This window comes from Robiginitalea rubriflava, assembly GCF_052540725.1.
This window is the reverse complement of record NZ_CP199309.1, coordinates 3,073,081-3,098,205: the sequence shown is the minus strand read 5'-3', so window position 1 is coordinate 3,098,205 and position 25,125 is coordinate 3,073,081. Positions and strand designations below refer to the sequence as shown.

Below are 25,125 nucleotides of genomic sequence, written 5' to 3'. Positions count from 1 at the left end.
AATGCTTTCACCTAACCTTACTTTATGGAACAAAAGATTAAGGCCTACAACAACATCCTTGAACTTATCGGCAACACTCCTTTGGTAAGCCTGAACAAGCTTACTGCAAGCTTTCCGGGGGAATACTACGCCAAACTGGAAGCCTTTAACCCTGGCCATTCCGCCAAAGATCGCATTGCGCATTATATCATTGAAGAGGCAGAAAAAAGCGGCTTGCTAAAGCCCGGAAGCACTATTATAGAAACTACATCCGGGAATACCGGGTTTAGTCTTGCAATGGTGAGTATTATCAAAGGGTATGAGTGTATTCTGGCGGTTAGTTCAAAATCTTCCAAAGATAAAATAGATATGCTTCGCTCCATGGGAGCCAAGGTATACGTATGCCCGGCCCACGTGAGTGCAGACGACCCCAGATCCTACTATCAGGTAGCCAAGCGCCTGCATGAGGAAACCAAGGGTTCTGTTTATATCAATCAATATTTTAATGCCTTTAATATACAGGCGCATTACAGGAGCACCGGCCCTGAGATCTGGGAACAGACTGCCGGGCAAATTACGCATCTTGTGGCCTGTAGCGGGACCGGGGGGACTATTTCCGGAACGGCTCGTTTTTTAAAAGAGCAAAACCCTGATATTAAAGTAATTGGTGTAGATGCCTACGGGTCAGTACTTAAGAAATATCACGAGACCGGAGAACTGGATACCGCTGAAATCTATCCCTACCGCATTGAAGGGCTAGGGAAGAACCTGATCCCAGAGGCTACGGACTTCGAAATCATTGATGAATTCATCAAGGTTACTGATGAGGAAAGCGCGCACACCGCAAGGGAGCTTTGTCGCACAGAAGGAATTTTTGCGGGTTATACCAGCGGGGCGGTAATGCAGGCGATCAAACAATTGCAGGCCTCGGGCACCTTCGACGAAAAGAGCAGGGTAGTGGTAATATTTCCGGATCATGGATCGCGCTACATGAGTAAGGTCTACAGCGATCAGTGGATGGACGCCCAGGGCTTTTTTGACAGCAAGCATGTTGAAGAACCCAAGCAAATCGAATTTATCAAATAATACAAGACTTCTCTTTTCAAATTAGTCCCAGGCCCCGGATAGCAAGTGCATCCGGTCGCATGTGAAATTTTTATGATTCCTCTGCAAAATTCTGTACTTTTGCCCTTTAATTAGCGCTGAAAGCCATCCGTCCGGGATTTGGCTTTTTTTGCGAATATTTAAACCAAGCTAAGCTACATGAGAGATATATTCGATCGGATAATTGAAAATAAAGGCCCATTGGGTAAATGGGCATCACAGGCTGAGGGTTATTTTGTTTTCCCCAAACTGGAAGGCCCAATATCAAACCGGATGAAATTCCAGGGAAAAGAGGTAATCACCTGGAGTATAAATGATTATCTCGGACTGGCAAACCTGCCGGAAATTAAAAAAGTTGACGGGGATGCCGCCCTTGAACACGGGGCGGCCTATCCAATGGGAGCCCGGATGATGAGTGGTCATACCGATTACCACGAGCAACTGGAACAGGAACTGGCGGCTTTTGTCAGTAAGGAGTCTGCTTATTTGCTGAACTTCGGATATCAGGGCATTATGTCGGCTATAGACGCCCTGGTCTCAAAGGATGATATTATCGTGTACGATGTGGATTCCCATGCCTGTATCATCGACGGGGTTCGACTGCACGTTGGAAAACGCTTTACATTCAAACATAATGACATTGAATCCCTCGAAAAAAACCTGGAACGGGCTACCAAAATGGCCGAACAGACTGGTGGCGGAATTCTGGTTATTTCTGAAGGCGTATTCGGAATGCGCGGGGAACAGGGAAAACTAAAGGAAATAGTTGCCCTGAAAAAGAAATATACCTTTCGCCTGCTGGTAGATGATGCACATGGGTTTGGAACCCTGGGGGAGACCGGAGCTGGTGCCGGAGAGGAGCAGGGAGTTCAGGACGATATCGATGTTTACTTTGCCACTTTTGCAAAATCCATGGCAGGAATCGGGGCTTTTCTGGCTGCTGATAAGGAAATTATTGATTATCTAAAATACAACCTGCGTTCGCAGATGTTTGCCAAGTCGCTTCCTATGGTCTATGTTAAAGGCGCTCTAAAGCGGCTGGACATGTTGCGAACCATGCCGGAGCTGAAAGATAAACTCTGGGAGAATGTAAACGCATTACAGAACGGTCTGAAAGAAAGAGGTTTTGATATAGGAACAACCAGTAGTTGCGTTACCCCGGTTTACCTGAACGGCAGTATCCCGGAAGCCATGGCGCTGGTAAAGGACCTGAGAGAGAATTATGGAATATTCTGCTCAATTGTGGTTTATCCGGTTATTCCCAAGGGCTTGATCCTGCTGCGAATGATCCCAACGGCCACCCATACTGCTGAAGATATTACCGAAACCCTTGAGGCATTTTCCGCTATTCGCGACCGCCTCGAGAATGGCACCTACAAACGCCTCTCGGCGGCTGTAGCTGCTGCCATGGGAGAATAAATAAAGCCGGAGTTAAGCTCCGGCTTTTTTTTACAGGCTTTTTCTGAAGGTACACCTGCGTTTGTATACCTTGGGGTCGAAATTCTTCCAAAGCGCCTGAATAGCTTTATTATCGGCAAGCTCAGGAGTTCGATAGCACATCTGAACCCTTTTTTTTCGAAAGATCTCGTAATATTCATTAAAAATAATGGCTGTAACGCCTTTATTCTGGTATTCGGGGTGTATTCCTATCAGGTAAAAAATAGCATCCTTATTATATCTTTTGGCGCGGAGCAGGTGAATGAATCCCAGTGGGAAAAGTTTTCCTTTGGCCTTCTGCAGTGCTTTGGAAAAGGAGGGCATTACAATAGCGAAGGCAATCAGGCGTTCTTCGCTGTCCAAAATAAACTTGATGTATTCCGGGTTGATAAAGGAAATGTACTTCTTTTTAAAATAAGCTTTCTGTGCATCTGAAATCCGTACAAATGAAGACAAACGGGAATAGGTCTCATTAAAAAGATCGAACATCTGGTCCACATAAGGCATCAGTTCAGAAGTTTTACTGAAATTCATTGCCTTCAGGCCATATCGCTGTTTAATCAGGCCCTGTATTTTTTTGAAATACTTAGGGTCTGCATTGACAACAGGGAATTTGCTTTCCAGGTATTCTTTCTCAACTTCAAAACCCATGGCACGGAAATGTTCCTTGTAATATTCGTAATTGTACCAGGTAACCATGGAACCCAGTTGGTCAAAACCCTCAGTGAGCACCCCTACCTTGTCCATATTGGAAAAACCCATAGGGCCTTCCATGTACTCAAGCGTATGCTCCCTGCCAACAGACGCTACCTTTTCCAACAGGGCTTCTGAGACCTCAGGGTCATCTACAAAGTCGAACCACCCAAAACGCATTTTTTTAAGCCCCTGCTCCTTTACTTCCTGCCAGTTGATAATGGCGGCTACCCTTCCCTGAATTTTTCCATTTTTATAAGCCAGAAAAAATCGGGCTTCCGCATGCTGGAATACCGGATTGGTCTGCGGATCAAAGCTCTCCATCTCGTCCTTGATAATCGGGGGAACCCAGTAGAGTGAATCCTTGTATAAACCGAAAGGGAAACAAATGAAACTTTTCAGTTCGCTTTTGGACCGGACTTCTTTGATTTCAACCATTACAGCATTTTGAACGACCCAATATTAGGAATAAATCCGAACAGAATAAAACAGAAGCGGTTAATAAAATACGATGAGGGCTCAGGACCCTATATCCCAGTCATTTTTCTTTTTTTTACGGGCCTTTCGTTCCTTTTTGCGGAGTTTTTTCAGTTCCTTTTTGGACATTCCGGCGGGTTTGCCCTGATTCTTCATGCTATTTCTGCCGATGCGGTCCTGGTCTTCAATAGGGATGGGGTCATCATTATGGAAATCGAGTCGGTAGGATACCCCACTGGAAATAAACAGGCGGCTGGGGGTATTTTTAAAACTTCCCCCCAGGAGCAGGTCTGCCTGGAAATTTTCACTGAACAGATGCGCAACCCCACCCCTGAGGAGAATATCCGAATAACGGTCGCTACTGATCCCCTGGTTTTCTATAAAAACGCTCCATTTGGGGTTGCGAAGGGCCCTGGACAGGGAAACCAGGTAACTCCATTCCGGAAAGTCGGTACCAATACGGTCATAGGCGATATTGGAAATAAGCACCATACGGGGCGTGAGTTTGCTTTGGGTGGCAATCATGGCCCGGGGTGACACTATCGGATCGTCGGGGTAAAAGGGATTATCACCCAGATTAAAATTGGCTCCGGCATAAACAGATATGGCCGGAATCAGGTTTTTAAACTGAAATACATTATTGGCCCTCCAGCTGTATAAGTTGGGTTTGTTTCGCTCCGGGTTTTTGTAAGGGTCAAAAAGCAGGAATTTAAGCCCCAGTCGATTCCGGTAAAAATTTGTATACGTTTCCTGCAGGTCAATGTTGAGGAAATCGATTTGCTGTTGCTGGAAAATACCCTCCCAGTGAATTTCAAGTTTTTCAAAGAAAAGGCCGTATCGTAGTGCGATATCACTACCGAAAATGTCGGATTCAGTATTGATCAGATTATGATCCTGCATTTCATAAAAAAGCCCGGCTTCCGCCTGAATCACGTTCTTGCCAACGGCATAAGCGCTTACGGCCTTTCCGGGCCGGTTGGAATTGATTACATCTGTATACTGTGCACGGGTGCTGAGGCCAGCAAAAAAAACGATTAATAATAGATATACAGATATACTGTGAAGGTACATTCTATAAGGTGCTACAGCCATTTTAGATTTATTTTAGGACTTTTGTACTGTTTATAAAACGACAGAATTGTACTTTTGATATACAGAGACTCCATAATATGGGCATTTTACGAACAATTTTATTTATAATCCTCGGTTACTACCTGCTAAAAATACTGGGCAGGATATTTCAGCCTTGGATTCATGCATATGCCGTCCGAAAAACAGAATCTTATTTCAATACTACTTTTCAGTCCCGGGATAAGGGACCGCTTAAGGATGAGAAAGTGGGAGAGGTCAGTATTGACAAACCCCCCGTGAAAACCAGAAAAACCAATTCGGACGTAGGGGAGTATATCGATTTCGAAGAAATAGAGTAAAATTCCTTTCAACCGACCAATGAAATTTAACTTTAACGCATTCCTCAGACATTTCTTCGTAATAACTTTTCTGGGACTGGCGGCTCTTGCCTATTTCTATCCCGTTTTGCAGGGGAAGGTGATCTATCAGTCTGATATTGTGCAGTATAAAGGGATGGCCGAGGAACAGGAGCAATTCCGGGATCAATACGGGGAAGAACCATATTGGACCAATAGTGCTTTTGGCGGGATGCCCACCTACCAGCTCGGGGCCCGCTATCCGCATGATTATATCAAAAAGCTGGACCGGGTAATACGATTCCTTCCAAGACCGGCCGATTATTTGTTCCTATATTTTCTGGGCTTCTACATCCTGATGTGCTGCCTGAAGGTGGAGTACCGCCTGGCTATTCTGGGAGCCCTGGCCTTTGGTTTTTCAACCTATTTAATCATAATTTTAAATGTAGGTCATAATGCCAAGGCCCATGCCATAGGCTACTTGCCAATGGTTCTGGGGGGCATAATCCTTACTTTTCGCAAAAAATACTTCTGGGGTTTTATCCTCACATCCCTGGCAATGGCTCTTGAGATTCAGGCCAACCATTTTCAGATGACCTACTACTTCTTTTTACTGGTCATGGTGCTGGGGGCGGTTTACATGATTTATGCGATTCGGGAAAAGCAGCTAAAACACTATTTCATAAGCCTTGGGATACTGATTCCGGCTGTAGCCCTGGCTTTACTGACCAACGCCACTTCACTGCTCGCCACCAAAGAGTACGCAGACTGGAGTACCCGCGGGACCTCGGCCCTCACTATTAATCCGGATGGCAGTCCAAAAACACGTCGGGATGGGCTGGACAGGGATTACATCACTCAATACAGCTATGGGATAACAGAGTCCCTTAATTTACTGGTTCCCCGCTTATTTGGGGGAGGTTCGGTAGAAAAGCTGGGAGAGGGCTCACGCACCTACGATTTTTTAACAGATCAGGGGGTTCCCAGAACTCAGGCCCTGGAATTTACCAATGAAATGCGGCTGTACTGGGGAGATCAGCCAATTGTTGCGGCTCCGGCTTATATCGGGGCGGTTATCCTGTTTTTGTTTTTGCTGGGAATCCTGTTGGTTCGGGGCAGGGCCAAATGGTGGTTACTATTCGGAAGCCTGTTGGCCCTTTTGCTTTCCTGGGGAAAGAACTTTGGCGTGCTCACAGACTTTATGATTGATTATTTTCCATTCTACAATAAATTCAGGGCGGTTTCTTCCATACAGGTCATCCTGGAATTATGCGCCCCTGTTTTGGCTGTTTTGGCTTTAAAAGCTTTTTTAAATTCCAAGGTAGACCTGCGCTCAAAAAAAGTGGCGTTATCCATCAGTTTTCTGAGCATGATGGGAATTGGGCTGGGGCTGTTGCTTTTAAAGTCCGCCTTTGATTTTACCGGAGGGAGTGACGAGATCATGACCCGCTATTACGGGGAAGAGCTCGTATCGCTGATCCGGAGAGACCGGGAAGCGGTGTACGTCAATGATACCTTGCGTTCCATGACCCTTATTGCCCTAACAGCTGGAATTCTATGGGTCTCGCTCCGAAAGAACTTAAAACGGGAATGGGTTATTACGGCAGCAGCCGTTCTGGTAGTAGTGGACCTTGTTGGCGTTAATTTACGGTACTGGGATAAGGACAATTTTGTATCCTCACGAAGGATGGAGAGGCCCATAGCCAGAACGAAAGTAAATCAGCTAATCCTGCAGGACACGGCTTATTACAGAGTATTAAATTTGAATGAAGGGCTCAACGGGGCAACCACTTCTTTTTTTCACAAATCCCTGGGGGGCTATCATGCGGCAAAACCGGCCCGCTTGCAGGACCTTTTTGAATTTCATGTGTACAAGAACAACCGTCGGGTGCTCAATATGCTGAATGCCAAATATATTATCCAGCCCGATGAAGAAGGGGCCGCTTCTGTTTCCCTCAATCCGGAAGCCCTTGGAAGCTCCTGGTTTATCAGAACCCTTGTTCCCGTATCTTCTGCAGATCAGGCTATCATAGCCCTGGATACACTGCAGGTTTCCGAAACAGCCCTGATTAACACCTCCGATTTCCCTGAGGCGAGTCGGAAAACCTTTGCCAGGGATTCTACTGCCCAGATCCGCTTGGCCTCTTATCAGCCCAATGCTCTCAGGTATCATTCAAAAAATGGATCTGATGGCTTCGCTGTTTTCTCTGAAATGTATTATCCCGAAGGATGGAATGCCTATATTGATGGAAAAAGGACTGCCCATTTGAGGGTGAATTATACCCTTAGGGGTCTGGAGATCCCGGCTGGAGAACACGAAATCCTGTTTAAATTTGAACCGGAAGTAGTCCGTTTCGGGAGTAAAATCAGCCTGGCCGGTAATGTTGCCCTGCTACTGATAATTCTGGGGGGCATTCTGTATAGTACCATTAGAAGGCGCAAACCAGAGGCCTGATGCAAAAAGTCCTGATCCTTACCTATTACTGGCCTCCGGCCGGTGGCCCCGGAGTACAGCGCTGGCTTTATTTTGTAAAGTATTTACGGGAATTCGGCATTGAACCCGTTGTCTTTATCCCTGAAAATCCACAATACCCCATAATTGACGAAGATCTCCAACAGGCTGTACCAGAAGGCCTCCGTGTTTACCGTCATAAAATCTGGGAACCTTTCAAGCTGGCCGGTATTCTGGGGAAGTCCAAAACCCGTAAAATGCGCTCCGGAATCCTGAACCGGGACAACCCGTCTTTGGCCGATAAGGTTTTGTTATGGATCAGGGGTAATCTTTTTATCCCGGATGCCAGGAAGTTCTGGGTGGGTTCGGCTTTGAAGGTTTTACCTGAGATTATTCACAAAGAGGGAATAGAAACCCTGATTACAACCGGCCCTCCCCACAGCGTGCATCTGATAGGATTAAAGCTCCGGGAGCAGAAAAATTTACGTTGGGTGGCCGATTTTCGCGACCCCTGGACCACTATTGGATATCACAAGGCCCTCCGCCTGACAAAATGGGCCAGGCGCAAACATCTGCAACTCGAGAAAGAAGTACTCAACAAGGCCGATCGTATTATCACCACCAGCGAGACCACCAAATTAGAATTTGAAGGGCTCACTACAAAGCCGATCAGTGTAGTCACAAACGGTTATGATTCAAAGCCCGCAGGGGCGGAACAACCAAAGGGTCCCTTCACAGTAGCACATATCGGCTCCCTTTTAAGCGGACGCAATCCGCTGGCGCTGTGGGAAGGCCTTGGCGAGCTGCTCGGGGAAGATGAGGGCTTCATAAAGGATTTTCAATTGGAACTTATTGGTTTGGTAAGTGAACAGACCCTTAGGGACATTGAAAGCTGTGGCCTGAAACCCTTTGTGAAACTACGCGAATACATTCCTCATAAACAGGCAAAAGAGGCCCAGCGAAGCGCACAGGTCTTGTTGCTTATTGAGATCGATGCCCCGGAAACCTGTGGAATTATCCCTGCCAAACTCTTCGAATATATGGCCGCTTCGCGACCCATTCTGGCAATAGGTCCGACCGGGTGGGAGGCAGGCAAACTGGTAGAGCGCAGTAAATGCGGAGCTTTTTTCCGATATTCGGAGAAAGAAAAAATAAAGAATCAGCTTCTGAAATGGTATTCGGCTTATCGTAAAGGGGGTCTTGAGATCCCGGCCAAGGGGGTAGAAAAGTACCATCGTCGGGCGCTCACTGAAGAATTGGCCAAAATCCTCTTATGGGAATAATAATCAGGCAATCCATTAAGAATACAATGCTTACCTACGCTGGTTTTGGCCTGGGGGCACTTAATACGCTTGTACTCTATACCCGATTCATGTCAGAAGAATACTTTGGCCTGGTGGGTGTTTTACTCTCTACTGCCACCCTGTTGATGCCGTTAATGGCATTTGGAATCCCCAATACGCTTGTTAAATATTACGAAGGGTATAAGACATCAGACCGCTCCGATCGCTTCCTGAGTCTGATGTTACTTTTGCCTGTTGTTATAATTGTTCCTCTGGGTCTGTTCAGTTACTTCGCAAATGACGCCATAGGGGCCTTTCTGGCACATAAGAATCCGATTGTAAAAGGATATGTATGGCATATTTTTATTATTGGGATGTCCATGGCCTATTTTGAAGTATTCTTTGCATGGAGCAGGGTACAGCTCAAGACTACCTTCGGAACCTTTTTAAAAGAGGTATTTATACGTCTGGCAGTCATGATTTTACTGATTCTGCTGGCGTATCAACGGATTGACGTAAAAACTTTTTTAAATGGACTGGTGCTTTTGTACCTGCTTCGTTGCCTGATTATGGGGGTATATGCACTGCGTACCACTCCCTTTAAATTATCGTTGGGAAAAATCAGTGGCGGGCGCTCCGTAATTTGGTATAGCACGCTTATAATCCTCGGGGGCTCTGTTGCCGTTCTGCTGCTGGAGGTGGATCGTTTTATGATCAACCAATACATACAAATTGAAAATGTCGCCTATTACACGGTTGCCATTTTTATGGCTACCGTGATTATTGTACCCTCCCGGGCCATGCACCAGATTACCTATCCGCTTACGGCATCCCTTTTACACAAGAAGGACACGGAGGGACTCAGCCAGCTCTATAAAAAAAGTTCACAAAGCCTGCTCACAGTGGCGGGACTGATTTACTTATTGATTTTGCTGAATCTGGAAGATCTGTACCAGTTGTTGCCTGAGAACTACAGTGATGGGTTTGTAGTGGTATTGCTCATTGGCGGGGTAAAACTGTTCGATTCTTTTCTCGGGATCAACAATGCCATCCTTTATAATTCCAGATATTATCGCAGCCTGCTGCTGATGGGTGTGCTTCTGGCGGCCCTCACCGTCCTCCTGAACATGTGGCTGATCCCGGTATTTGGTATTGAAGGGGCCGCCTATGCAACTTTCACTGCCGTTTTCCTGTACAACCTTGCAAAACTGTTTTTTGTGCGCTGGAAATTTTCCCTGGTGCCCTGGTCTGCCAGCACCTTCCGCCTTTTGATTTTAATGGGGGGTTGCGTCCTTGTTTTTTACTGGATGCAATTACCTTTTCACCCAATGCTGAACATCGGTATTAAAAGTCTGCTGCTTTGTCTGGTATTTGCAGGCTCGGTGATCTACTTTAATTTATCTGAGGAAATAACAGGCTTCTTCACGAAATTCCTTAAAAAATAAGCCCCGGAAAGAGATTCTTTCTCGGGGCTTAAACAACTAACCAACCTAAAAACGATTTTTACTGTACCCGTTTCCTGTTGCTCCGGGTGGAAACGCTACTCCTCCTGCTATTGGTAGAGTTGCTTTTCCGAACTGCTGAAGACCTGTCGGACTTCCTTGCAGGGCTGGCTTTGGCAGTAGAACGGCTGCTTCGCTGAACACTGCTTCTGGCCTTATCATTGCGCTGCGGACTCCTGTTGGCAACCGGCTTGCGACTGCTTACCGATCGGCTCGTCTTAACCGTGCGACCTCTGGGCGTATTGCGCACTTCGCGGGTACTCCGGCTTACCACACCTTTTTTGCTAACTGTACGGGTACTTCTATTAATGTTAGCTTTTCGGCCATTGTCGCCATTTCTTACCGCGGTACGGCTGCTTCGGCTAATGTTAGCTTTTCGGCCATTATCGCCATTTCTTACAGCGGTACGGCTGCTTCTGCTGAAATCACCTCCACGGCTAGCCGCTTTGTTGCTGCGGTAATTACCCTGGCTTCGGCTCATTCTGTCCGCTCCCCGGTTGGTGGCAACCCTGCTGGACCTTCTGTCTGCATTAAAGCTGCGACGTGCAACCCTGCTGTCATTGCGGTATATCCGGTTTCTGTCCTGTCTTGCCTGGTAACGGTAGGTATTCCCAACCCTGGCATAAGCACGTCTTACGTTGTGTCTGTAGGGACGATAATAGGTATACCTGACCGGGTTATAAAACCTTCTGTAAGGCCTGTTATACACCAGGCAGAACCCTACTGCCGGACGAACAAAGAATCGGTGGAATGGACGGTATATATAATTTCTGTTATAGATGTTTATGAATCCTACGTGGTAGTCAAAAAACCCTCTGTTATTGTAAAATACCCGCATTCCTCCAATACGGTACAGGCGGCCATTATTATACCAGATGTTAACCCCGCCAATACGGTTTACCCTTCCGTAGTAGTCGTAAAAAACGGGTACGTTTTCTACCTGGATTACAGCTCCGTAGTCATCGTATTGTACAAAGGGGTTGTAATCGAACCCTGAATTAAAGGTTATTTGTGCACCTCCCAGGCGAACATTGGCCCCCACATTAACGCGGTTGTCAATAAAAAAGTCGAATTCACCATCCGGATACACTGAAAAGGTAATTCCATTCTCAACAAAGATGAATGAATTGTTGTACCTGAAAGCATTGCTCAGTGCAACCTTATTTTCTGTCGACGTGGCCGAGGAACTTCCGGTTCCCACGAAAAGAGCCACTAAAAGGAATACTAAATTTTTCATACTATAAGGTTTAAAGTTCCGGATGTAATTATTTGCATCCATCCTATAGTAAACAAACAGCGTGCCAAAAAAATACGTAATAGTATATATACCTGTATATCAACGTATTATACGTATAAAATAGAAGGTATTTCCTTTCAGAGACCAGAAAGGGGTGCTCAGGATATGCTATCGCCTAATTTTGCCCTGAGGAATTTTCCAGTTATGGAATCGGGATTGCCGGCAACCTTTTCAGGCCTTCCAAAAGCCAGCAATAGCCCGCCCTTGTCACCACCATCTGGCCCCAGATCGATAATAAAATCAGCACATTTGATCAGGTCGATATTATGCTCTATAACGATTACGGAATGCCCTTTGGCGATCAGGGCGTCAAATGAAGCGAGTAATTTTTTGATATCGTGAAAATGCAGTCCTGTTGTGGGTTCGTCAAAGATAAACAGACCTTTTTCCCGGCTTTGTCCCTTGGTTAGAAAGGAAGCCAGTTTAATTCGCTGTGCTTCGCCCCCGGATAGGGTAGAAGAGGGTTGCCCCAGGGTAACATAACCCAGACCTACATCCTGTAAGGCCTGTAATTTGGAGGCTATTTTATCCTGCTTGTGCTGGTTAAAGAAGTCTATTGCATCATGTACAGTCATATTTAGCACCTGATCGATTGAGGCGCCTTCGAATGTTACCTCAAGTACATCCTTTTTGAATCGCTTGCCTTTACACTGATCGCATTCCAGGTGGACATCGGCCATAAACTGCATTTCCACAGTAATTTCTCCTTCTCCTTTACATTTTTCGCATCTGCCACCGTCCACATTGAATGAAAAATGCTTGGGCTTGTAGCCGCGTATTTTACTCAGTTTCTGGCTGGCAAAAAGGCTTCGTATATCATCATAGGCCTTCAGGTAGGTTACCGGATTGGAGCGGGAAGACCGGCCAATGGGGTTCTGGTCTACGAATTCTACGTAGGAAACAAAGCTGAATTCCCCATTTACACTGGTATGCTGCCCGGCTTTATCACCGTACCCCCCCAGTTTTTTTTGTAAGACCGGGTAGAGGATGCGGTTGACCAGCGTACTTTTCCCGCTTCCTGAAACCCCTGTTACCACCGTTAAAACCTGAAGTGGGAAATCCACATCAATATTCTGCAGGTTGTTTTCACGCGCGCCCTCAACCCTGATAAAACCTTTTTGTTCCCTTCTTTTCCTGGGCAGTGGTATTTCCAATGAGCCGTTAAGGTACTTAGCCGTAAAAGAGTCCCCTCTCAGGATGGCCTGAAGGGATCCTTCCCCTACAACTTCTCCTCCCAGCGTTCCGGCCTCGGGGCCAATGTCTATGATATGGTCTGCAGCCCGCATCATTTCCTCGTCGTGTTCCACAACAATCACGGTGTTGCCAAGATCTCTCAGGGATTTTAAAACTTCAATCAGGTTCTCCGTATCTCTGGGGTGCAACCCAATGCTGGGTTCATCCAGGATATACATAGAACCTACAAGGCTGCTGCCCAGAGAAGTCGCCAGATTGATTCGCTGGCTTTCACCTCCTGAAAGACTGTTCGATTTGCGGTTGAGCGTGAGATAGCCCAGACCTACTCTTAGCAAATATGAAAGGCGGTTAGTGATTTCCACCAATAACCTCTGGGCAATCTTTTTATCCTGCTCGCTGAGTTGCATTCCCTCAAAAAATTCAGCAAGGCGGTAAACCGGAAGGTTAACCAGCTCTGTAATGGATTTTCCGTATACCCTTACGTATTCCGCCTCTTTTCGAAGCCTTTTGCCTTTACACTGGGAACAGCGGGTTTTCCCCCGGTAACGGGACAGCATTACACGGTTCTGGATTTTATAGCTTTTGTCCTCCAGCTTTTTAAAAAAATCATTCAGACCGGTAAAGTACTGATTCCCTTCCCAAACCAGGGTTTTTTGCTCTTCAGTCAGTTCAAACCAGGGCTTGTGAATCGGAAAATCGAACTTGTAGGCATTGTCTACCAGTTCGTCCCTGTACCATCCCATACTTTCACCCCTCCAGGGGAAAATAGCGTTATCGTAAACGGAAAGGGCCGTATTGGGGATAACCAGGTCTTCATCAATTCCGATCACATCGCCATAGCCTTCACACCTGGGGCAGGCTCCGTAGGGGTTGTTAAAGCTGAATAAATGTACATTGGGTTCCGGGAAACTAATGCCGTCCAGTTCAAATTTGTTACTGAAGGTAGTCTGCTTTCCGGTTTCGAGATCTTCTATGCTGCAAATCCCTTTCCCTTCAAAAAATGCCGTATCTACGGCTCCCGCCAGCCTGTTCAGGAAATCTTCGTCTTCCCGCACAATCACCCGGTCTACGACCAGCTCGAAATTTCTCCCGATCCCGGGCATCTCCTCCTGAATGCGTAATACTTTCCCATTGGCTTTTATCCGGGCATAGCCCTGCTTTGAAAGTAATTTCAGGCTTTTTTGGACGTCCCTGTCTTCGGGGATGTTAACAGGGGCCAGAAGCAGCAGCTTACTCCCCTCTTTGAACGTTTTTACAAAATCCACCACATCGTGAACCCGGTGTTTTTTTACTTCGCCTCCGGATACAGGTGAAAAGGTTTTGCCAATACGGGCATACAGTAATTTCAGGTAGTCGTAAATTTCCGTTGAAGTACCCACAGTAGATCGTGGATTGGTGGAATTTACCTTTTGCTCTATGGCTATTGCCGGGGCAATACCGCGAATGTACTCCACTTTGGGCTTATCCAGTTTTCCCAGGAACTGCCTTGCATATGAGGAAAGGCTTTCCACATACCGTCTTTGACCTTCTGCATAAAGCGTATCAAAAGCCAGGCTGGACTTACCGGAACCGGACATTCCGGTGATAACCACCAATTTATTTCTGGGAATGGCCACATCCACATTCTTAAGATTGTGCAGATTGGCACCTTTGATCAGGATCTGGTTTTTGATATCAGTAGTGGAAGATTCAGGCATGCTGCTCAAATAAGGTGCAAAGATACAACTTGTCACCCTCAATAACCAGCCACCTTTTTGTCCTCATTCTGAAAGAAACAAATCTTTACATTTTTTTATGAAAATAAAATTTACCTATATTTGAGAAGTAATTCATAAAATCGATCACGCCTATACAGCACAATTACTTTTTTGAAATGTAGCGAATGATTCCCACGGTATACCTGCCTGTGGGATTCCGAACCAAAAAAAGTAAGTTGTATGGAATTACAGATCGATGACTCCACCCTGGTCCGAAATTATTTAGCCGGCGACGAAAACGCACTGGCAACCCTGATTAACCGACACAACCAGCGTCTCACAAGTTTTATTTACTCCAAGGTTTTTGATAAGGAAATCACAGAGGATATTTTCCAGGACACCTTTATCAAGGTGATCCGAACCCTGAAGCTTGGGAAATACAATGAGGAGGGGAAGTTTTTGCCCTGGGTGATGCGCATTGCACATAACCTGGTAATGGACCACTTCAGAAAGAACAATAAAATGCCCCGTTTTGAGGGAAGTCCGGAGTACAATATTTTTTCTGCCCTGAAAGATGACCAGCTGAATGCTGAAAAGCAATTGATCAAAGAACAGATTGAAACGGATGTATCCGCCCTGATAGCGGAACTCCCTCCGGAACAACAGGAAGTTATAAGTCTGAGAATGTATCAGGACATGAGTTTTAAGGAAATTTCCGAGAATACAGGGGTAAGTATCAATACCGCCCTGGGACGCATGCGCTATGCCCTGATCAACCTCAGGAAACTGATTGAGCAACATCAGATTGTTTTAACGAATTAATGTACCGTAGGTCGAGTTAAGGTACAGGCATTGGTCCTGCTTGCGTTATCTTCAATATAATAATGCAACGTATGGAACATATCTACCCCCATCCTACAGATCATTGTAAACTGGTTTCAACCTCTGAGGAAACCATTCGCTTCCTCACAGATTATTCAAAATCCCTCTCTGTAATCAAAGCAGACGGGAAAACCTTTGAGAGCAATCTGAACTGATTCCGAAGCCTGCCAACACATTTTCACCCAGATTATTGTACACAATTGTGTCCCTTTTTTGTTCCACTAAGGCCTTTTATCTATAAAGGCTCATTTTTAGTGGGTATTTCACCGAGTGTATTTTCTTCATTTTTATTCAAAAAAACTAAAATCATGTTTTGACATCAGGTTTTGAGCGTTTGACAACATAGTTTTTCTGCGGGGAGGCTCTTTGGCTACTTTTAGAATGTGTTTGAAAGCAAGTTGCTGATTACACCCCTTAAAAGTAAATAACCGAAAAGCCTGCACACGGCCCTAAACTGAACTAAAAATACGCTCTATGGAACTACAGATCGACGACTCAGCCCTGGTACAAGATTACATTAGCGGAAATGAGCGCGCCCTTGAAATTTTAATCAACCGGCACAACCAGCGCATCTCAAGCTTTATTTATTCAAAAGTCCTTGACAGGGATATCACGGAGGATATCTTTCAGGACACCTTTATTAAGGTTATCAAAACCCTGAAGAAAGGAAACTACAGCGAAGAAGGGAAATTTTTGCCCTGGGTAATGCGCATAGCACACAACCTGATCATCGATTTTTTCAGGAAAAACAAGCGCATGCCTAAATTTGAAGGAAGTGATGATTTCAATATTTTCACGGTTATTGGAGACGATCGCCTGAATGCAGAGAAACAACTCATCAAAGACCAGATAGACAGCGATCTTGGCCAGCTCATTGACGAATTGCCTGATGATCAGCGGGAAGTTTTAATCATGCGCATATACAAAGACATGAGCTTTAAGGAAATTTCCGAATGTACTGGAGTGAGCATAAATACTGCCCTGGGGCGGATGCGATACGCTTTGATCAACCTCAGGAAGATTATCCAGAAAAACAAGATCGTTCTAACCAACTACTAATCAGAAAGGCGTAAACAATATTTCCATTTGCCCCGCGTTATCTATGTGTAACGAACTCTAAGCATATGGAAAAAATTTACTCAGAAAAGGCCGATGCCTGTAAAATAGTTCGGGTCTCTCAGGATACCATAAACATGCTGTTACAGTATTCCCGTTCTTTACATGTATTAGGTTACAAGGGCTTCAAATTTGAAACAAATTTGAATTAAAACATCCGACCCGCTTTTAGCGGGTCTTTTTTTTGGCCCAATATTCCTGCAGCACCTTCTTTCTTCCAATGGTCCGGGTTATAATATCCTTATCCAGGTCCCACCCCCTTGCCGGGGAATATTCCCTGCCATACCAGATAATCTGCAGGTGAAGTTTGTTCCACAGCTCTTTTGGGAATAGTCTTTTGGCATCTTTTTCGGTTTTTACAACATTTTTGCCTGTAGAGAAACCCCAGCGGTACATCAGCCGGTGAATATGGGTGTCTACCGGGAAGGCCGGAATGCCAAAGGCCTGTGATACCACCACGCTGGCGGTTTTATGACCAACTCCCGGCAATTCTTCGAGTGCTTCCAGGGTTTCTGGAACAGCCCCCTTATATTTCTCGAGTAAAATTTCAGATAACCGGTGTATTGCACGGGCCTTGGTAGGGGAGAGGCCTACCGGTTTTATGATTTCCCGGATCTCTTCTACGCTCAGGCGGACCATGGCTGCCGGGTTGTCGGCCCGGTCAAAGAGGATTGGGGTTGTTTTGTTAACGCGTACGTCGGTGCTTTGAGCCGACAATAATACGGCGATCAGCAGGGTATAGGGGTCGGTATGATCAAGGGGGACGGGAATTTCAGGGTATAGTTCATCGAGTGTTTTAAGAACGAAAGCGACCTTTTCTTTTTTAGTCATATATTGTTTAATTTTGCGTAAAAATAAGTAAACAAAAAAAATCAAACATATGCAAACACTGAAAGCAGGAGACAAAGTTCCTCAGTTTACCGCCCGGGACCAGGATGGAAATACCATTTCGAGTGCCGACTATAAAGGTAAAAAATGGATCGTTTTTTTCTATCCAAAGGCCAATACCCCTGGTTGCACGGCCGAAGCCTGTGACCTCAGGGACCACTATAAGGAACTTCAGGAAGCTGGTTACTCCCTCTTGGGGGTGAGCGCAGATTCTGAAAAAAAGCAACAGAATTTCCGCAATAAATACGATTTCCCGTTTCCCTTGTTAGCAGACGAGGATAAAACGGTTATTGAGGGTTTCGGTGTTTGGGGACCAAAGAAATTTATGGGCCGTGAATTCGACGGTATTCATCGCAAGACTTTTATCATTGATGAACAGGGAGTGATAAGCCGGGTGATTGATAAAGTAAAAACCAAAGAACACGCCTCCCAAATTCTGGAGGACTAATTATAAAAGCCGGCTAGCAGCCGGCTTTTTTTATTTTACGGTCTCTGTAGATTCTTCCTTTTTGGGGAGGAATAAACGCTTTTCTTTAATTATTTCCGCGATTCCTTCAGGAAGCATGTCTTCCCAGCCTTCTTCCCCGTTAGTAAGCTTTTTCAGTACATCCCGTGAGAAAATATGAAGGATATCGGGATCGTAATCGATAATATCCATCACCTTTCCATTGTATTTAAAGAACTTGTATAGTTCTTTCATACGCGGGTGTACTTTGATATTGTTGCTGGTCATGATCTGCCCGGTTTCCGGGTTTTTCATCGGATAGAGATAGACTTTAAGATCCTTGAAGAATAATTTTCCGAAGGCTTCCAGGATGCCCCCGCTCAGATGGCGGTAATATTTCTCGTCAAAAACCTCAATGAGGTTGTTAACCCCCATAGTCATACCTATTCGGGACTTGGTGTAGTTATTAAAATATTCCACAACCTTGTAATACTCCTGGAATTTTGAGATCATTACCATATGGCCCATGGAACAAAGCAGTTCCGCCCGGTCCATAAAATCCTGTTCGTCTATCTCTCCTGAGGCCTTCAGATTGGCAAGGGTAATCTCGAAAATCACGATTGTGTTCTCTTCATCCACCGTTTGCTCCCGTATAAAGATATCATAGGACTTCTGGAACATGTCCATATTCACTTTGGTAACCGGCCGGAAACTTCCGCGCAGGGCAAGGATATTCTTTTTATACAGCACGGCAGCCGGCAGGAGGTTATTCCCGTCTGCCCCGAACATCACAGCATCTGTCATATCGTTTCGGATCAGCTGCAGGCTCATCAGTCGGTTATCCACATGGGCGAAATTCGGTCCGGCAAAGTTTACCATATCGATCTCAAGGGTGTCCTTATCGATATGGTCATACAGGTATTTAAGGAGTTTACGCGGTTTATGGTATTTGTAGAAGGCTCCGTAAATCAGGTTTACCCCAACAATTCCGAGGGTTTCCTGTTGCAGGCGCGCCTCGTTCTGCTTAAAGCGTATATGCAGGATAATTTCATCGAATTCCTTTTGATTCGGGTCCAACTGAAAGCGGATCCCAACCCAGCCATGGCCTTTGTAGCGCTTGGAAAAATCAATAGTGGCCACGGTATTGGCGTATGAAAAGAAAAGGCGGTCCGGATAGGTTTTCCGGTCTATACGCTCTTCCATCAGTTGCATTTCGTAAGCCAGCATTTTTTTTAAGCGGCTCTGGGTAACGTAGCGCCCGTCTTCTTCCAATCCGTAAATAGCGTCACTGAAGGCTTTGTCATAGGCACTCATCGCTTTGGCAATGGTTCCGGAAGCACCTCCGGCCCTGAAAAAATGCCGTGCCGTTTCCTGACCGGCCCCAATCTCTGCAAAGGTTCCGTAAATTTCAGGGTTCAGATTGATGCGCAGGGTTTTGGCTTTGATGGAAGGAATATTCTCAAATGCAAATTCTTTCTTCTGAACCGTAGCCATATTAGGGAAGTTTCTGTAAGCAAAGTTAAAAAGATTGCGCATTTGGAGTAATAAATAAGTTATAAATTTGAATAAAATAGACCAGGCGTTGAAGATTACATTTTTAGGCACAGGTACTTCTCAGGGTATTCCCGTAATTGGCAGTGATGATCCGGTTTGCCTGAGTGAGGATCCCAGAGACAAACGCCTGCGGGTATCGGTAATGATTAGTTTTCCCGGCCAGAATTATGTTATTGACTGCGGACCGGACTTCAGGCAGCAAATGCTGCGTCATAATGTACAGCGTTTAGACGGTATCCTCTTCACCCATGAACATGCAGACCACACGGCGGGAATCGATGATATCCGTCCTTTTTTCTTCCGTCAGGGGGATATTCCCGTGTATGCGCATGAACGGGTTATAAAATCCCTTAAAAGGCGCTTTGATTATATTTTTGCAGGGGAAAACCGCTATCCGGGGGCCCCTGCCGTGCAGGTTCACCCCGTTTCAGGCGAAGCCCCATTCTTACTGGGCAAGCATTGGGTAACCCCCATCGAGGCCTGGCATAACCGCCTGCAGGTTTTTGGATACCGCATCGGGGATTTCGCCTACCTCACCGATGTCAAGACCATGGAGGAGACTGAAATCAAAAAGCTGGAAGGGGTACGAGTTTTAGTCATCAATGCTTTGCGGATAGAGCCGCATCACTCTCATTTCAATTTAAAAGAGGCGCTGGAATTCATAGAAATGGTGGGGCCTGAACGGGCCTATCTTACACATATCAGCCACCGGATGGGCTTTCATGCAGAGGTGGAAAAGACCTTGCCGGATCACGTCAGGCTGGCCTATGATAATTTAATACTTAATATTTGAACTTATGAGTCGGAGAATTTTTATGTATTTGTTCTTTTTTGCTGCCCTGATCATCCTGTATTTGGCTGTTGGCGGGAATAGACAATCCAAAAGCTGGCAAAAGGAAAAGTCGCGGATGCAGGGAAAGATCGGACAATTAGAAGATTCTATCCAGGGATTACACCTTGACCTTCTCGATATGCAGTATTTCAGCCTGGCAAATAATGATGACGCCCTTGCCTACTATGACCACCTCGGGATGGATGACCCGTCCGGATATATATCCGATAAACTCCTGGAGTCAAATGAAAGGGCGGGAGACAACCCGCTGGTCCCCTACGAGGGCATGCAGGGTGACTTTAAAATCAATAAGATTAAAATATTGAATCACAAGTGGATTGTAGCTGATTTTTCAGACGGGAAATTCTGGGGAGAATTGTTTTTACAATATGAACTCAAAGATAATGGCGATGTGGATTTTACGCTACTAGACCATCTTTTGTATACCCGTTCGCAATAATCAGTACACCCGGGAGAGCCAGCTTTGAAAATCCCTGAAATTTTCGGCTGACACCCCGTGGCCAACGGGAAACTCCCTGAATTGAAAACTCTTTAAGTCTACCCTGGCCAGAAAATCAGCAGATTGCTGGGCCCATGAAATCGGAATTACCGGGTCTAGTTGCCCGTGCGAAGCATAAATTTCCAGTGTACTGTGATCTTTCTTTTGCCAATCTGCCAGCAGCATTTCCCGGTCAATATACCCACTGAGGGCTACTATACTTCTGAATTGTTCAGGGTAGGAGAGGGCCAGGGCATAACTGAGGATGCTTCCCTGGCTAAAACCCAGCAGATTGATATGATTTTCATCGAGATTATAGGCTTCAACCGCTTCCCCTATAAAGGTTCGCAATCGTTCCCGGGTTTCACCTGCCTGTTGCACATCATTCCATTTTCCCTGTGGGGCATCGAAATGAATGCTGTACCAGGCATATCCGAAGGGTTGCAGGGCAAAAGGAGCCCGAATGGAAATAATACATAATTCCTCCGGCAGCTCAGGGGCAAAAGAAAAAAGGTCCTCTTCATTACTCCCGTACCCGTGCAGCAAAAATAGTACCGGGGCCTTGGCGTCCGTATCAATAGCGGGTCGGATAAGATGGGAAAGGGATAAATCTTTGGGATTCATAGGAGGGAATCTAGGAAATAAAGGTGAACCATTTCTGGAAATATTCTCCCAGGAAAGGAACCGGATTCATTTTATTGTTGATAGCCGAGAGAAATCCGTAAAGCCACAGGGCGAAGTAACCAACATACAGTCCGTACCAGGCGTATTGATTAAACCATACACTTAAAAATAATGCGAAACCCAGAAATCCAAGGTGTAGCCCGAATGCCTGGCGGCAGTGAAACCGGGCAAATGTGTATTTGGGTTCCGAATTCATGGTGATGGCAATTAGGGCTCCCACTATTGTCAGATAGGCTATAATAGCTGTTATTCTGGCTTCCTTCTGAGGATTTTTCATTTAGAGGTTTGTGCGGTTTCCAACAATGATGCCATATACCCTTCCCTGAAGTTCGGTCCCCACATACATGGAATTTTTGGAGGTAGAAGCCAGCTTGTCAACCTCTTGCGTATATCTGTAATCCGGGTCAAAAAGGGTAAGGTTGGCTTTTTCCCCAACGGCTATGCGGGGCTCCGGCAGCTTAAAGCGGTCCCTGCCCCGGGTAAGTAATTCAATACAGGTGTTCAGGTCAAAGAGCTGGTTAAGGATGCCAAAACTGCTTTCCAGGCCCAGACTACCAAACTCTGAACGGTCAAATTCCTGCTTTTTTCCTTCTATGTCTATCGGACAGTGATCGGAGCAAACAAAATCTATAACACCAGATTTTACGGCCTTAAGCAACGCTTTTTGATCAGAATTCCCCCTTAGCGGCGGCAGGATCTTATAAACGGAATCAAAATCTTCAAGGGCTTTATCTGTTTTGGCCAGATTGTGAATTGAAACACTGCAGCTAACATTAAGCCCTTTTTTCTTGGCGCCGGCAATCAATTTAACAGCCGCCTCCGTAGATATGGTTGGGATATGCAGCTTACCACCGGTATACTCCAGGATGGCAAGATCCCTTTCCACCCTCAGTTGTTCAGCCAGGGCGGGCATGCCTTTCAGCCCCAGCCTGACCGAAACCTCGCCTTCGTGCATCTGACCCTGTCCGGCCAGTTGTCCGTCCAAGGGAAAGGAAAAGACCAGGCCGTCAAAACTCTGGGAATAGAGCAGGGCCATCTTTAGCAGGTTGGGATTTTCAGTCGGATTTTTATAATCGCTGAACCCTACGGATCCCGAGAGATGCATATCGTAATGCTCAGCCAGGTCCCTGCCTTCAGACATCCGGCTTAGGGCCCCCAGAGGAAATAATTCGGTCAGGCTGCCCCTGGCCGTTTCCCTTAAATAACTGATGTCCCCGCTGGAGTCCGGTACCGGATGCGTATTGGTATTGAGGACAATCCCGGTAAATCCGCTCTTTCCGGCTACTCTAAGCCCGTTTTTAATGGTCTCCCGTTCCTCAAATCCGGGTTCCCCATAGCTAACACTACTGTCAAACCAACCCGGGGATACGTGCAATTTGTCTAAACGGATGGTTTTGACCGATTCGTCTTCCGAAACGCGGTTGGCTATCTTGGTAATTTGACCATTTTCAATTAGGATATCCTTTTTTTTCAGGTGTAGATCCGGCTGCTTCGGGTTTACTATGGTAGCGGATTTTAAAAGAATGGTCATTGAAGCGTTTTTTGGAGGATCATTTCAGCCAACACAAACAGCAGTGCTAAAATAACAAACCATTTCCAAAGCGACCTAATATTTGTTTCATTTTGATATTGTTCCAGTAATGCCTCTATACTTGGGGAGGTATAAACGTTTTCCGGAAAATTTAACTCCGGGTAAACCGATACGCTTTCTGTTCTGGGGAAATTAAAGCTGAGGTCCCTTAAAGGGTTATCGCCGTATCGGATGGTGAATATTCCGGCTATTTCGGGTTCTTCTGAAAAAAACAATCTGGTCTTCCTGGCAAATTGTTGTTGCCTTGGGATAAAGGCATAAGACTCAGACTGTAGTTCCATAACCCCGTCTTGCCGGGCTTTTGCTTCGAGGTCGAGGGAGTTCTGCCGGCCAATTTCAAAATATAAGGGGGCTGGGGAGAGGCTCTCTTTCGCAATCCTGTAAAAAGTAGGGACTATCAGGGGCGAGGCCGAAAAATTACTTTCATCCGGATTGATGGGAGCTGTAAACAAATAAGTTCCAGCCCTTCCACTGAGGAACGCCTCCCCGTTTTGTAATTCCAGAATCTTTGATGGGCCATTGATCAGTGGAAAATAAGCTTGAAGTACCGGAAAATCAAAATTGGCAACCTGTTTTTCAAAAACCTCACGGAATAAGGGATGTGCCGTATTGACCTTTGTAATGCGTATTTCCGTATCGAGCCGCTCCCCATAGCGAATACTCCCAAGCCCGGATAGCAGCTGGTTAATGCTGCTCACATTCATTTCCCTGTCAGGAATGATCAACAAACTCCCTCCCGTATCCCTGTAATCGCGGATAAGTTTTCCAAGCGACGGGCTGATATCCTTCAATTCGTTGAGGATGATCAGCTGCTGCTGTTCCATAAGTTTATAATCCAGCTGGCGTTCCGACATGCTGAGAAATTCAAATTCGTCAGGTGTGTAGATACGTTTCAAATAGTCGACAGGCCCTGGACCCAAAGACAATACCCTGATCAGGGGGTCCTGAAAAAGGTTGAAATAGAGCATATTGTCGTATTTCAGCCCATCGTCCATGACACTCAAAGTCCCATTTATGTTTTTGTCAGCGGGGAGGCTGAAAATAACAGCTGCACTACCATCGGATCTCATTTCCGGTGATGCCTTGGCTATAAGCGTATCGCCATTGAAAAGAGAAACCGGCTTTTTTTGCAGGCTGTCATCCAACCGGATCCCTACCTCTAATTCCAGGCCCTCGGCATTGTGGTTCAGTATAAAGGCGGTATCCAGAGAAATATTAAAACGCTTTTCGGGACGGGCCACCACAGTCCGAATTAAAAGGGAATCCGGACCTGAAGCTTCAGTGAGCCGCAAATTCTGGAAATCACTGATAAGCCAGAGTTCTTTGCGTGTCCTGTTATTTTTTGAAAAAAGTGCCCGGGCTTTCAATTGTAACTCTTCAAAATCCGGGGAATCGGCTGTGTATTTTAGGCCCAGCAGACTTTGTTGTATCTCTTTGGGACGTACACCAGGAAAACTACCGTTATTGGTTAAAATATGGAATTGTCGATTTTCAGGACTGTTTTGCAGCAGCGACTGCACTGTATTCTCCAAAAGCGTTGCATCTTCCTGTGGGGCCTGCATGCTAAACGAATTGTCCAGATAGAGTACAATTTCCCGTTCCACTTTGGCGGTGTCTGAGACTTCAAAAGGATTTGCAAAGGCAAAAACCAGCGCCGCGACCAGCCCAAGCCTGCTCAATAGTAATAACCATTTTTTGAGTTCACTGCTCTTTCGGGATTCTGCGAGGAGCTTTTGTAAAACCCTGACATTTGTAAAGGGGGTCTTCTGAAATCTCCGAAGTCGAAAAAGGTGAATTATTACAGGGATGACCAGCGCAAGCAGTCCCCAAAGAAGATCAGGTTTCTCAAACTGCATAAATCGATAGAGCTTGCTCCAAATATACGGAAATCCGAACGCCATGCATTCCGTTGTTTCCCAATTTATCCCTAAAACGAATAAGCCGGCCTAATCCTCCAAAATCCAAAGAAAAAGAATCCAAAGAAAAAGAATGAAGTAAGACCCAAAGGCCGGAGACCCCCTAACTTGGATTTGCAAATAGATGGGTTTGATTAGTTGAAAAGCAGTCAGAAATGGACCTGGAATGCAGGAGG

Annotated in this window: 22 protein-coding genes; 12 read left to right on the top strand and 10 right to left on the bottom strand. The window is 45.7% G+C overall.

The features are described from left to right. The first annotated feature begins 24 nt into the window (after window positions 1-24). Together ACT6NU_RS14020 and ACT6NU_RS14015 are read left to right on the top strand one after the other, a co-directional pair. Window positions 25-1,065: a PLP-dependent cysteine synthase family protein gene (locus tag ACT6NU_RS14020; protein ID WP_445382300.1), complete on the top strand. Its 1,041-nt coding sequence runs from the start codon at window positions 25-27 to the stop codon at window positions 1,063-1,065. 177 nt (window positions 1,066-1,242) lie between these two features. Continuing rightward, the gene (locus tag ACT6NU_RS14015) at window positions 1,243-2,502 is read left to right on the top strand and encodes an aminotransferase class I/II-fold pyridoxal phosphate-dependent enzyme (protein ID WP_445382299.1); all 1,260 of its coding nucleotides are present in this window, start codon (window positions 1,243-1,245) and stop codon (window positions 2,500-2,502) included. A 30-nt stretch (window positions 2,503-2,532) separates the two neighbouring features. Here the strand turns inward: ACT6NU_RS14015 and ACT6NU_RS14010 are convergent, their stop codons facing one another. Beyond that, complete coding sequence (locus tag ACT6NU_RS14010; protein ID WP_445382298.1) at window positions 2,533-3,651, bottom strand: GTP cyclohydrolase; 1,119 nt, start codon at window positions 3,649-3,651, stop codon at window positions 2,533-2,535. Between the two features lie 81 nt (window positions 3,652-3,732). Continuing rightward, the gene (locus tag ACT6NU_RS14005) at window positions 3,733-4,782 is read right to left on the bottom strand and encodes a transporter (protein ID WP_445382297.1); all 1,050 of its coding nucleotides are present in this window, start codon (window positions 4,780-4,782) and stop codon (window positions 3,733-3,735) included. A 77-nt stretch (window positions 4,783-4,859) separates the two neighbouring features. On the opposite strand from ACT6NU_RS14005, the gene ACT6NU_RS14000 reads away from it, so the two are divergent. From ACT6NU_RS14000 to ACT6NU_RS13985, 4 genes are read left to right on the top strand one after another with little or no spacing between them, the layout of a single operon-like run. Further along, window positions 4,860-5,120 carry a DUF4834 family protein gene (locus tag ACT6NU_RS14000; RefSeq protein WP_445382296.1) on the top strand — a complete coding sequence of 87 codons (261 nt, stop codon included), beginning with the start codon at window positions 4,860-4,862 and terminating at the stop codon, window positions 5,118-5,120. A 19-nt stretch (window positions 5,121-5,139) separates the two neighbouring features. Then, the gene (locus ACT6NU_RS13995) at window positions 5,140-7,572 is read left to right on the top strand and encodes a YfhO family protein (protein WP_445382295.1); all 2,433 of its coding nucleotides are present in this window, start codon (window positions 5,140-5,142) and stop codon (window positions 7,570-7,572) included. Then, a complete protein-coding gene (locus tag ACT6NU_RS13990) occupies window positions 7,572-8,852 on the top strand; it encodes a glycosyltransferase family 4 protein (protein ID WP_445382294.1) in 1,281 nt (426 codons plus the stop codon). The genes ACT6NU_RS13995 and ACT6NU_RS13990 overlap by 1 nt, the downstream gene beginning before the upstream one ends. Continuing rightward, complete coding sequence (locus ACT6NU_RS13985) at window positions 8,843-10,297, top strand: oligosaccharide flippase family protein (RefSeq protein WP_445382293.1); 1,455 nt, start codon at window positions 8,843-8,845, stop codon at window positions 10,295-10,297. Before ACT6NU_RS13990 ends, ACT6NU_RS13985 begins: the two co-directional genes overlap by 10 nt. Window positions 10,298-10,355: 58 nt before the next feature. Here ACT6NU_RS13985 and ACT6NU_RS13980 read toward each other — a convergent pair whose 3' ends face one another. Both ACT6NU_RS13980 and uvrA read right to left on the bottom strand, forming a co-directional pair. Then, a complete protein-coding gene (locus ACT6NU_RS13980) occupies window positions 10,356-11,591 on the bottom strand; it encodes a hypothetical protein (RefSeq protein WP_445382292.1) in 1,236 nt (411 codons plus the stop codon). A 158-nt stretch (window positions 11,592-11,749) separates the two neighbouring features. Continuing rightward, window positions 11,750-14,542: an excinuclease ABC subunit UvrA gene (uvrA, locus tag ACT6NU_RS13975; protein WP_445382291.1), complete on the bottom strand. Its 2,793-nt coding sequence runs from the start codon at window positions 14,540-14,542 to the stop codon at window positions 11,750-11,752. A gap of 240 nt (window positions 14,543-14,782) precedes the next feature. Here uvrA and ACT6NU_RS13970 point away from each other — a divergent pair, with 240 nt between their 5' ends. The 3 genes from ACT6NU_RS13970 to ACT6NU_RS13960 all read left to right on the top strand — a co-directional run bounded on the left by ACT6NU_RS13970 (window position 14,783) and on the right by ACT6NU_RS13960 (window position 16,483). After that, on the top strand, window positions 14,783-15,364 hold the full coding sequence (locus tag ACT6NU_RS13970; protein ID WP_445382290.1) for an RNA polymerase sigma factor: 582 nt from the start codon (window positions 14,783-14,785) through the stop codon (window positions 15,362-15,364). 71 nt (window positions 15,365-15,435) lie between these two features. Continuing rightward, a complete protein-coding gene (locus ACT6NU_RS13965) occupies window positions 15,436-15,579 on the top strand; it encodes a hypothetical protein (RefSeq protein WP_445382289.1) in 144 nt (47 codons plus the stop codon). A 319-nt stretch (window positions 15,580-15,898) separates the two neighbouring features. Then, window positions 15,899-16,483: an RNA polymerase sigma factor gene (locus ACT6NU_RS13960; RefSeq protein WP_445382288.1), complete on the top strand. Its 585-nt coding sequence runs from the start codon at window positions 15,899-15,901 to the stop codon at window positions 16,481-16,483. A gap of 225 nt (window positions 16,484-16,708) precedes the next feature. Here ACT6NU_RS13960 and nth read toward each other — a convergent pair whose 3' ends face one another. After that, window positions 16,709-17,371, bottom strand: coding sequence for an endonuclease III (gene nth, locus ACT6NU_RS13955; RefSeq protein ID WP_445382287.1), 663 nt, complete (start codon window positions 17,369-17,371; stop codon window positions 16,709-16,711). Window positions 17,372-17,420: 49 nt separating this feature from the next. On the opposite strand from nth, the gene bcp reads away from it, so the two are divergent. Further along, on the top strand, window positions 17,421-17,876 hold the full coding sequence (bcp, locus tag ACT6NU_RS13950; RefSeq protein ID WP_445382286.1) for a thioredoxin-dependent thiol peroxidase: 456 nt from the start codon (window positions 17,421-17,423) through the stop codon (window positions 17,874-17,876). Window positions 17,877-17,906: 30 nt separating this feature from the next. Here bcp and ACT6NU_RS13945 read toward each other — a convergent pair whose 3' ends face one another. Continuing rightward, a complete protein-coding gene (locus tag ACT6NU_RS13945; protein ID WP_445382285.1) occupies window positions 17,907-19,367 on the bottom strand; it encodes a TonB-dependent receptor in 1,461 nt (486 codons plus the stop codon). Window positions 19,368-19,455: 88 nt separating this feature from the next. Between ACT6NU_RS13945 and ACT6NU_RS13940 the strand changes: the two genes are divergently transcribed. Then, window positions 19,456-20,220, top strand: a complete 765-nt coding sequence (locus ACT6NU_RS13940; protein ID WP_445383871.1) for an MBL fold metallo-hydrolase — start codon at window positions 19,456-19,458, stop codon at window positions 20,218-20,220. A 4-nt stretch (window positions 20,221-20,224) separates the two neighbouring features. Beyond that, window positions 20,225-20,719: a hydrolase gene (locus ACT6NU_RS13935; protein ID WP_445382284.1), complete on the top strand. Its 495-nt coding sequence runs from the start codon at window positions 20,225-20,227 to the stop codon at window positions 20,717-20,719. Here the strand turns inward: ACT6NU_RS13935 and ACT6NU_RS13930 are convergent, their stop codons facing one another. From ACT6NU_RS13930 to ACT6NU_RS13915, 4 genes are read right to left on the bottom strand one after another with little or no spacing between them, the layout of a single operon-like run. Then, window positions 20,720-21,382, bottom strand: a complete 663-nt coding sequence (locus ACT6NU_RS13930) for an alpha/beta hydrolase (protein ID WP_445382283.1) — start codon at window positions 21,380-21,382, stop codon at window positions 20,720-20,722. It abuts the gene before it with no gap. A gap of 10 nt (window positions 21,383-21,392) precedes the next feature. Beyond that, window positions 21,393-21,719, bottom strand: coding sequence for a hypothetical protein (locus ACT6NU_RS13925; RefSeq protein WP_445382282.1), 327 nt, complete (start codon window positions 21,717-21,719; stop codon window positions 21,393-21,395). After that, window positions 21,720-22,973 (bottom strand): dihydroorotase, encoded by a 1,254-nt coding sequence (locus tag ACT6NU_RS13920; protein ID WP_445382281.1) that lies wholly within the window; start codon window positions 22,971-22,973, stop codon window positions 21,720-21,722. It abuts the gene before it with no gap. Next, the gene (locus tag ACT6NU_RS13915) at window positions 22,970-24,934 is read right to left on the bottom strand and encodes a BatA domain-containing protein (protein WP_445382280.1); all 1,965 of its coding nucleotides are present in this window, start codon (window positions 24,932-24,934) and stop codon (window positions 22,970-22,972) included. Before ACT6NU_RS13915 ends, ACT6NU_RS13920 begins: the two co-directional genes overlap by 4 nt. Between the last annotated feature and the right edge of the window lie 191 nt (window positions 24,935-25,125).

Coding starts and splice junctions, on each gene's coding strand:
- ACT6NU_RS14020 (WP_445382300.1), top strand. CDS start 25: ATGGAACAAAAGATTAAGGCCTACAACAACATCCTTGAACTTATCGGC.
- ACT6NU_RS14015 (WP_445382299.1), top strand. CDS start 1,243: ATGAGAGATATATTCGATCGGATAATTGAAAATAAAGGCCCATTGGGT.
- ACT6NU_RS14010 (WP_445382298.1), bottom strand. CDS start 3,651: ATGGTTGAAATCAAAGAAGTCCGGTCCAAAAGCGAACTGAAAAGTTTC.
- ACT6NU_RS14005 (WP_445382297.1), bottom strand. CDS start 4,782: ATGGCTGTAGCACCTTATAGAATGTACCTTCACAGTATATCTGTATAT.
- ACT6NU_RS14000 (WP_445382296.1), top strand. CDS start 4,860: ATGGGCATTTTACGAACAATTTTATTTATAATCCTCGGTTACTACCTG.
- ACT6NU_RS13995 (WP_445382295.1), top strand. CDS start 5,140: ATGAAATTTAACTTTAACGCATTCCTCAGACATTTCTTCGTAATAACT.
- ACT6NU_RS13990 (WP_445382294.1), top strand. CDS start 7,572: ATGCAAAAAGTCCTGATCCTTACCTATTACTGGCCTCCGGCCGGTGGC.
- ACT6NU_RS13985 (WP_445382293.1), top strand. CDS start 8,843: ATGGGAATAATAATCAGGCAATCCATTAAGAATACAATGCTTACCTAC.
- ACT6NU_RS13980 (WP_445382292.1), bottom strand. CDS start 11,591: ATGAAAAATTTAGTATTCCTTTTAGTGGCTCTTTTCGTGGGAACCGGA.
- uvrA (WP_445382291.1), bottom strand. CDS start 14,542: ATGCCTGAATCTTCCACTACTGATATCAAAAACCAGATCCTGATCAAA.
- ACT6NU_RS13970 (WP_445382290.1), top strand. CDS start 14,783: ATGGAATTACAGATCGATGACTCCACCCTGGTCCGAAATTATTTAGCC.
- ACT6NU_RS13965 (WP_445382289.1), top strand. CDS start 15,436: ATGGAACATATCTACCCCCATCCTACAGATCATTGTAAACTGGTTTCA.
- ACT6NU_RS13960 (WP_445382288.1), top strand. CDS start 15,899: ATGGAACTACAGATCGACGACTCAGCCCTGGTACAAGATTACATTAGC.
- nth (WP_445382287.1), bottom strand. CDS start 17,371: ATGACTAAAAAAGAAAAGGTCGCTTTCGTTCTTAAAACACTCGATGAA.
- bcp (WP_445382286.1), top strand. CDS start 17,421: ATGCAAACACTGAAAGCAGGAGACAAAGTTCCTCAGTTTACCGCCCGG.
- ACT6NU_RS13945 (WP_445382285.1), bottom strand. CDS start 19,367: ATGGCTACGGTTCAGAAGAAAGAATTTGCATTTGAGAATATTCCTTCC.
- ACT6NU_RS13935 (WP_445382284.1), top strand. CDS start 20,225: ATGAGTCGGAGAATTTTTATGTATTTGTTCTTTTTTGCTGCCCTGATC.
- ACT6NU_RS13930 (WP_445382283.1), bottom strand. CDS start 21,382: ATGAATCCCAAAGATTTATCCCTTTCCCATCTTATCCGACCCGCTATT.
- ACT6NU_RS13925 (WP_445382282.1), bottom strand. CDS start 21,719: ATGAAAAATCCTCAGAAGGAAGCCAGAATAACAGCTATTATAGCCTAT.
- ACT6NU_RS13920 (WP_445382281.1), bottom strand. CDS start 22,973: ATGACCATTCTTTTAAAATCCGCTACCATAGTAAACCCGAAGCAGCCG.
- ACT6NU_RS13915 (WP_445382280.1), bottom strand. CDS start 24,934: ATGGCGTTCGGATTTCCGTATATTTGGAGCAAGCTCTATCGATTTATG.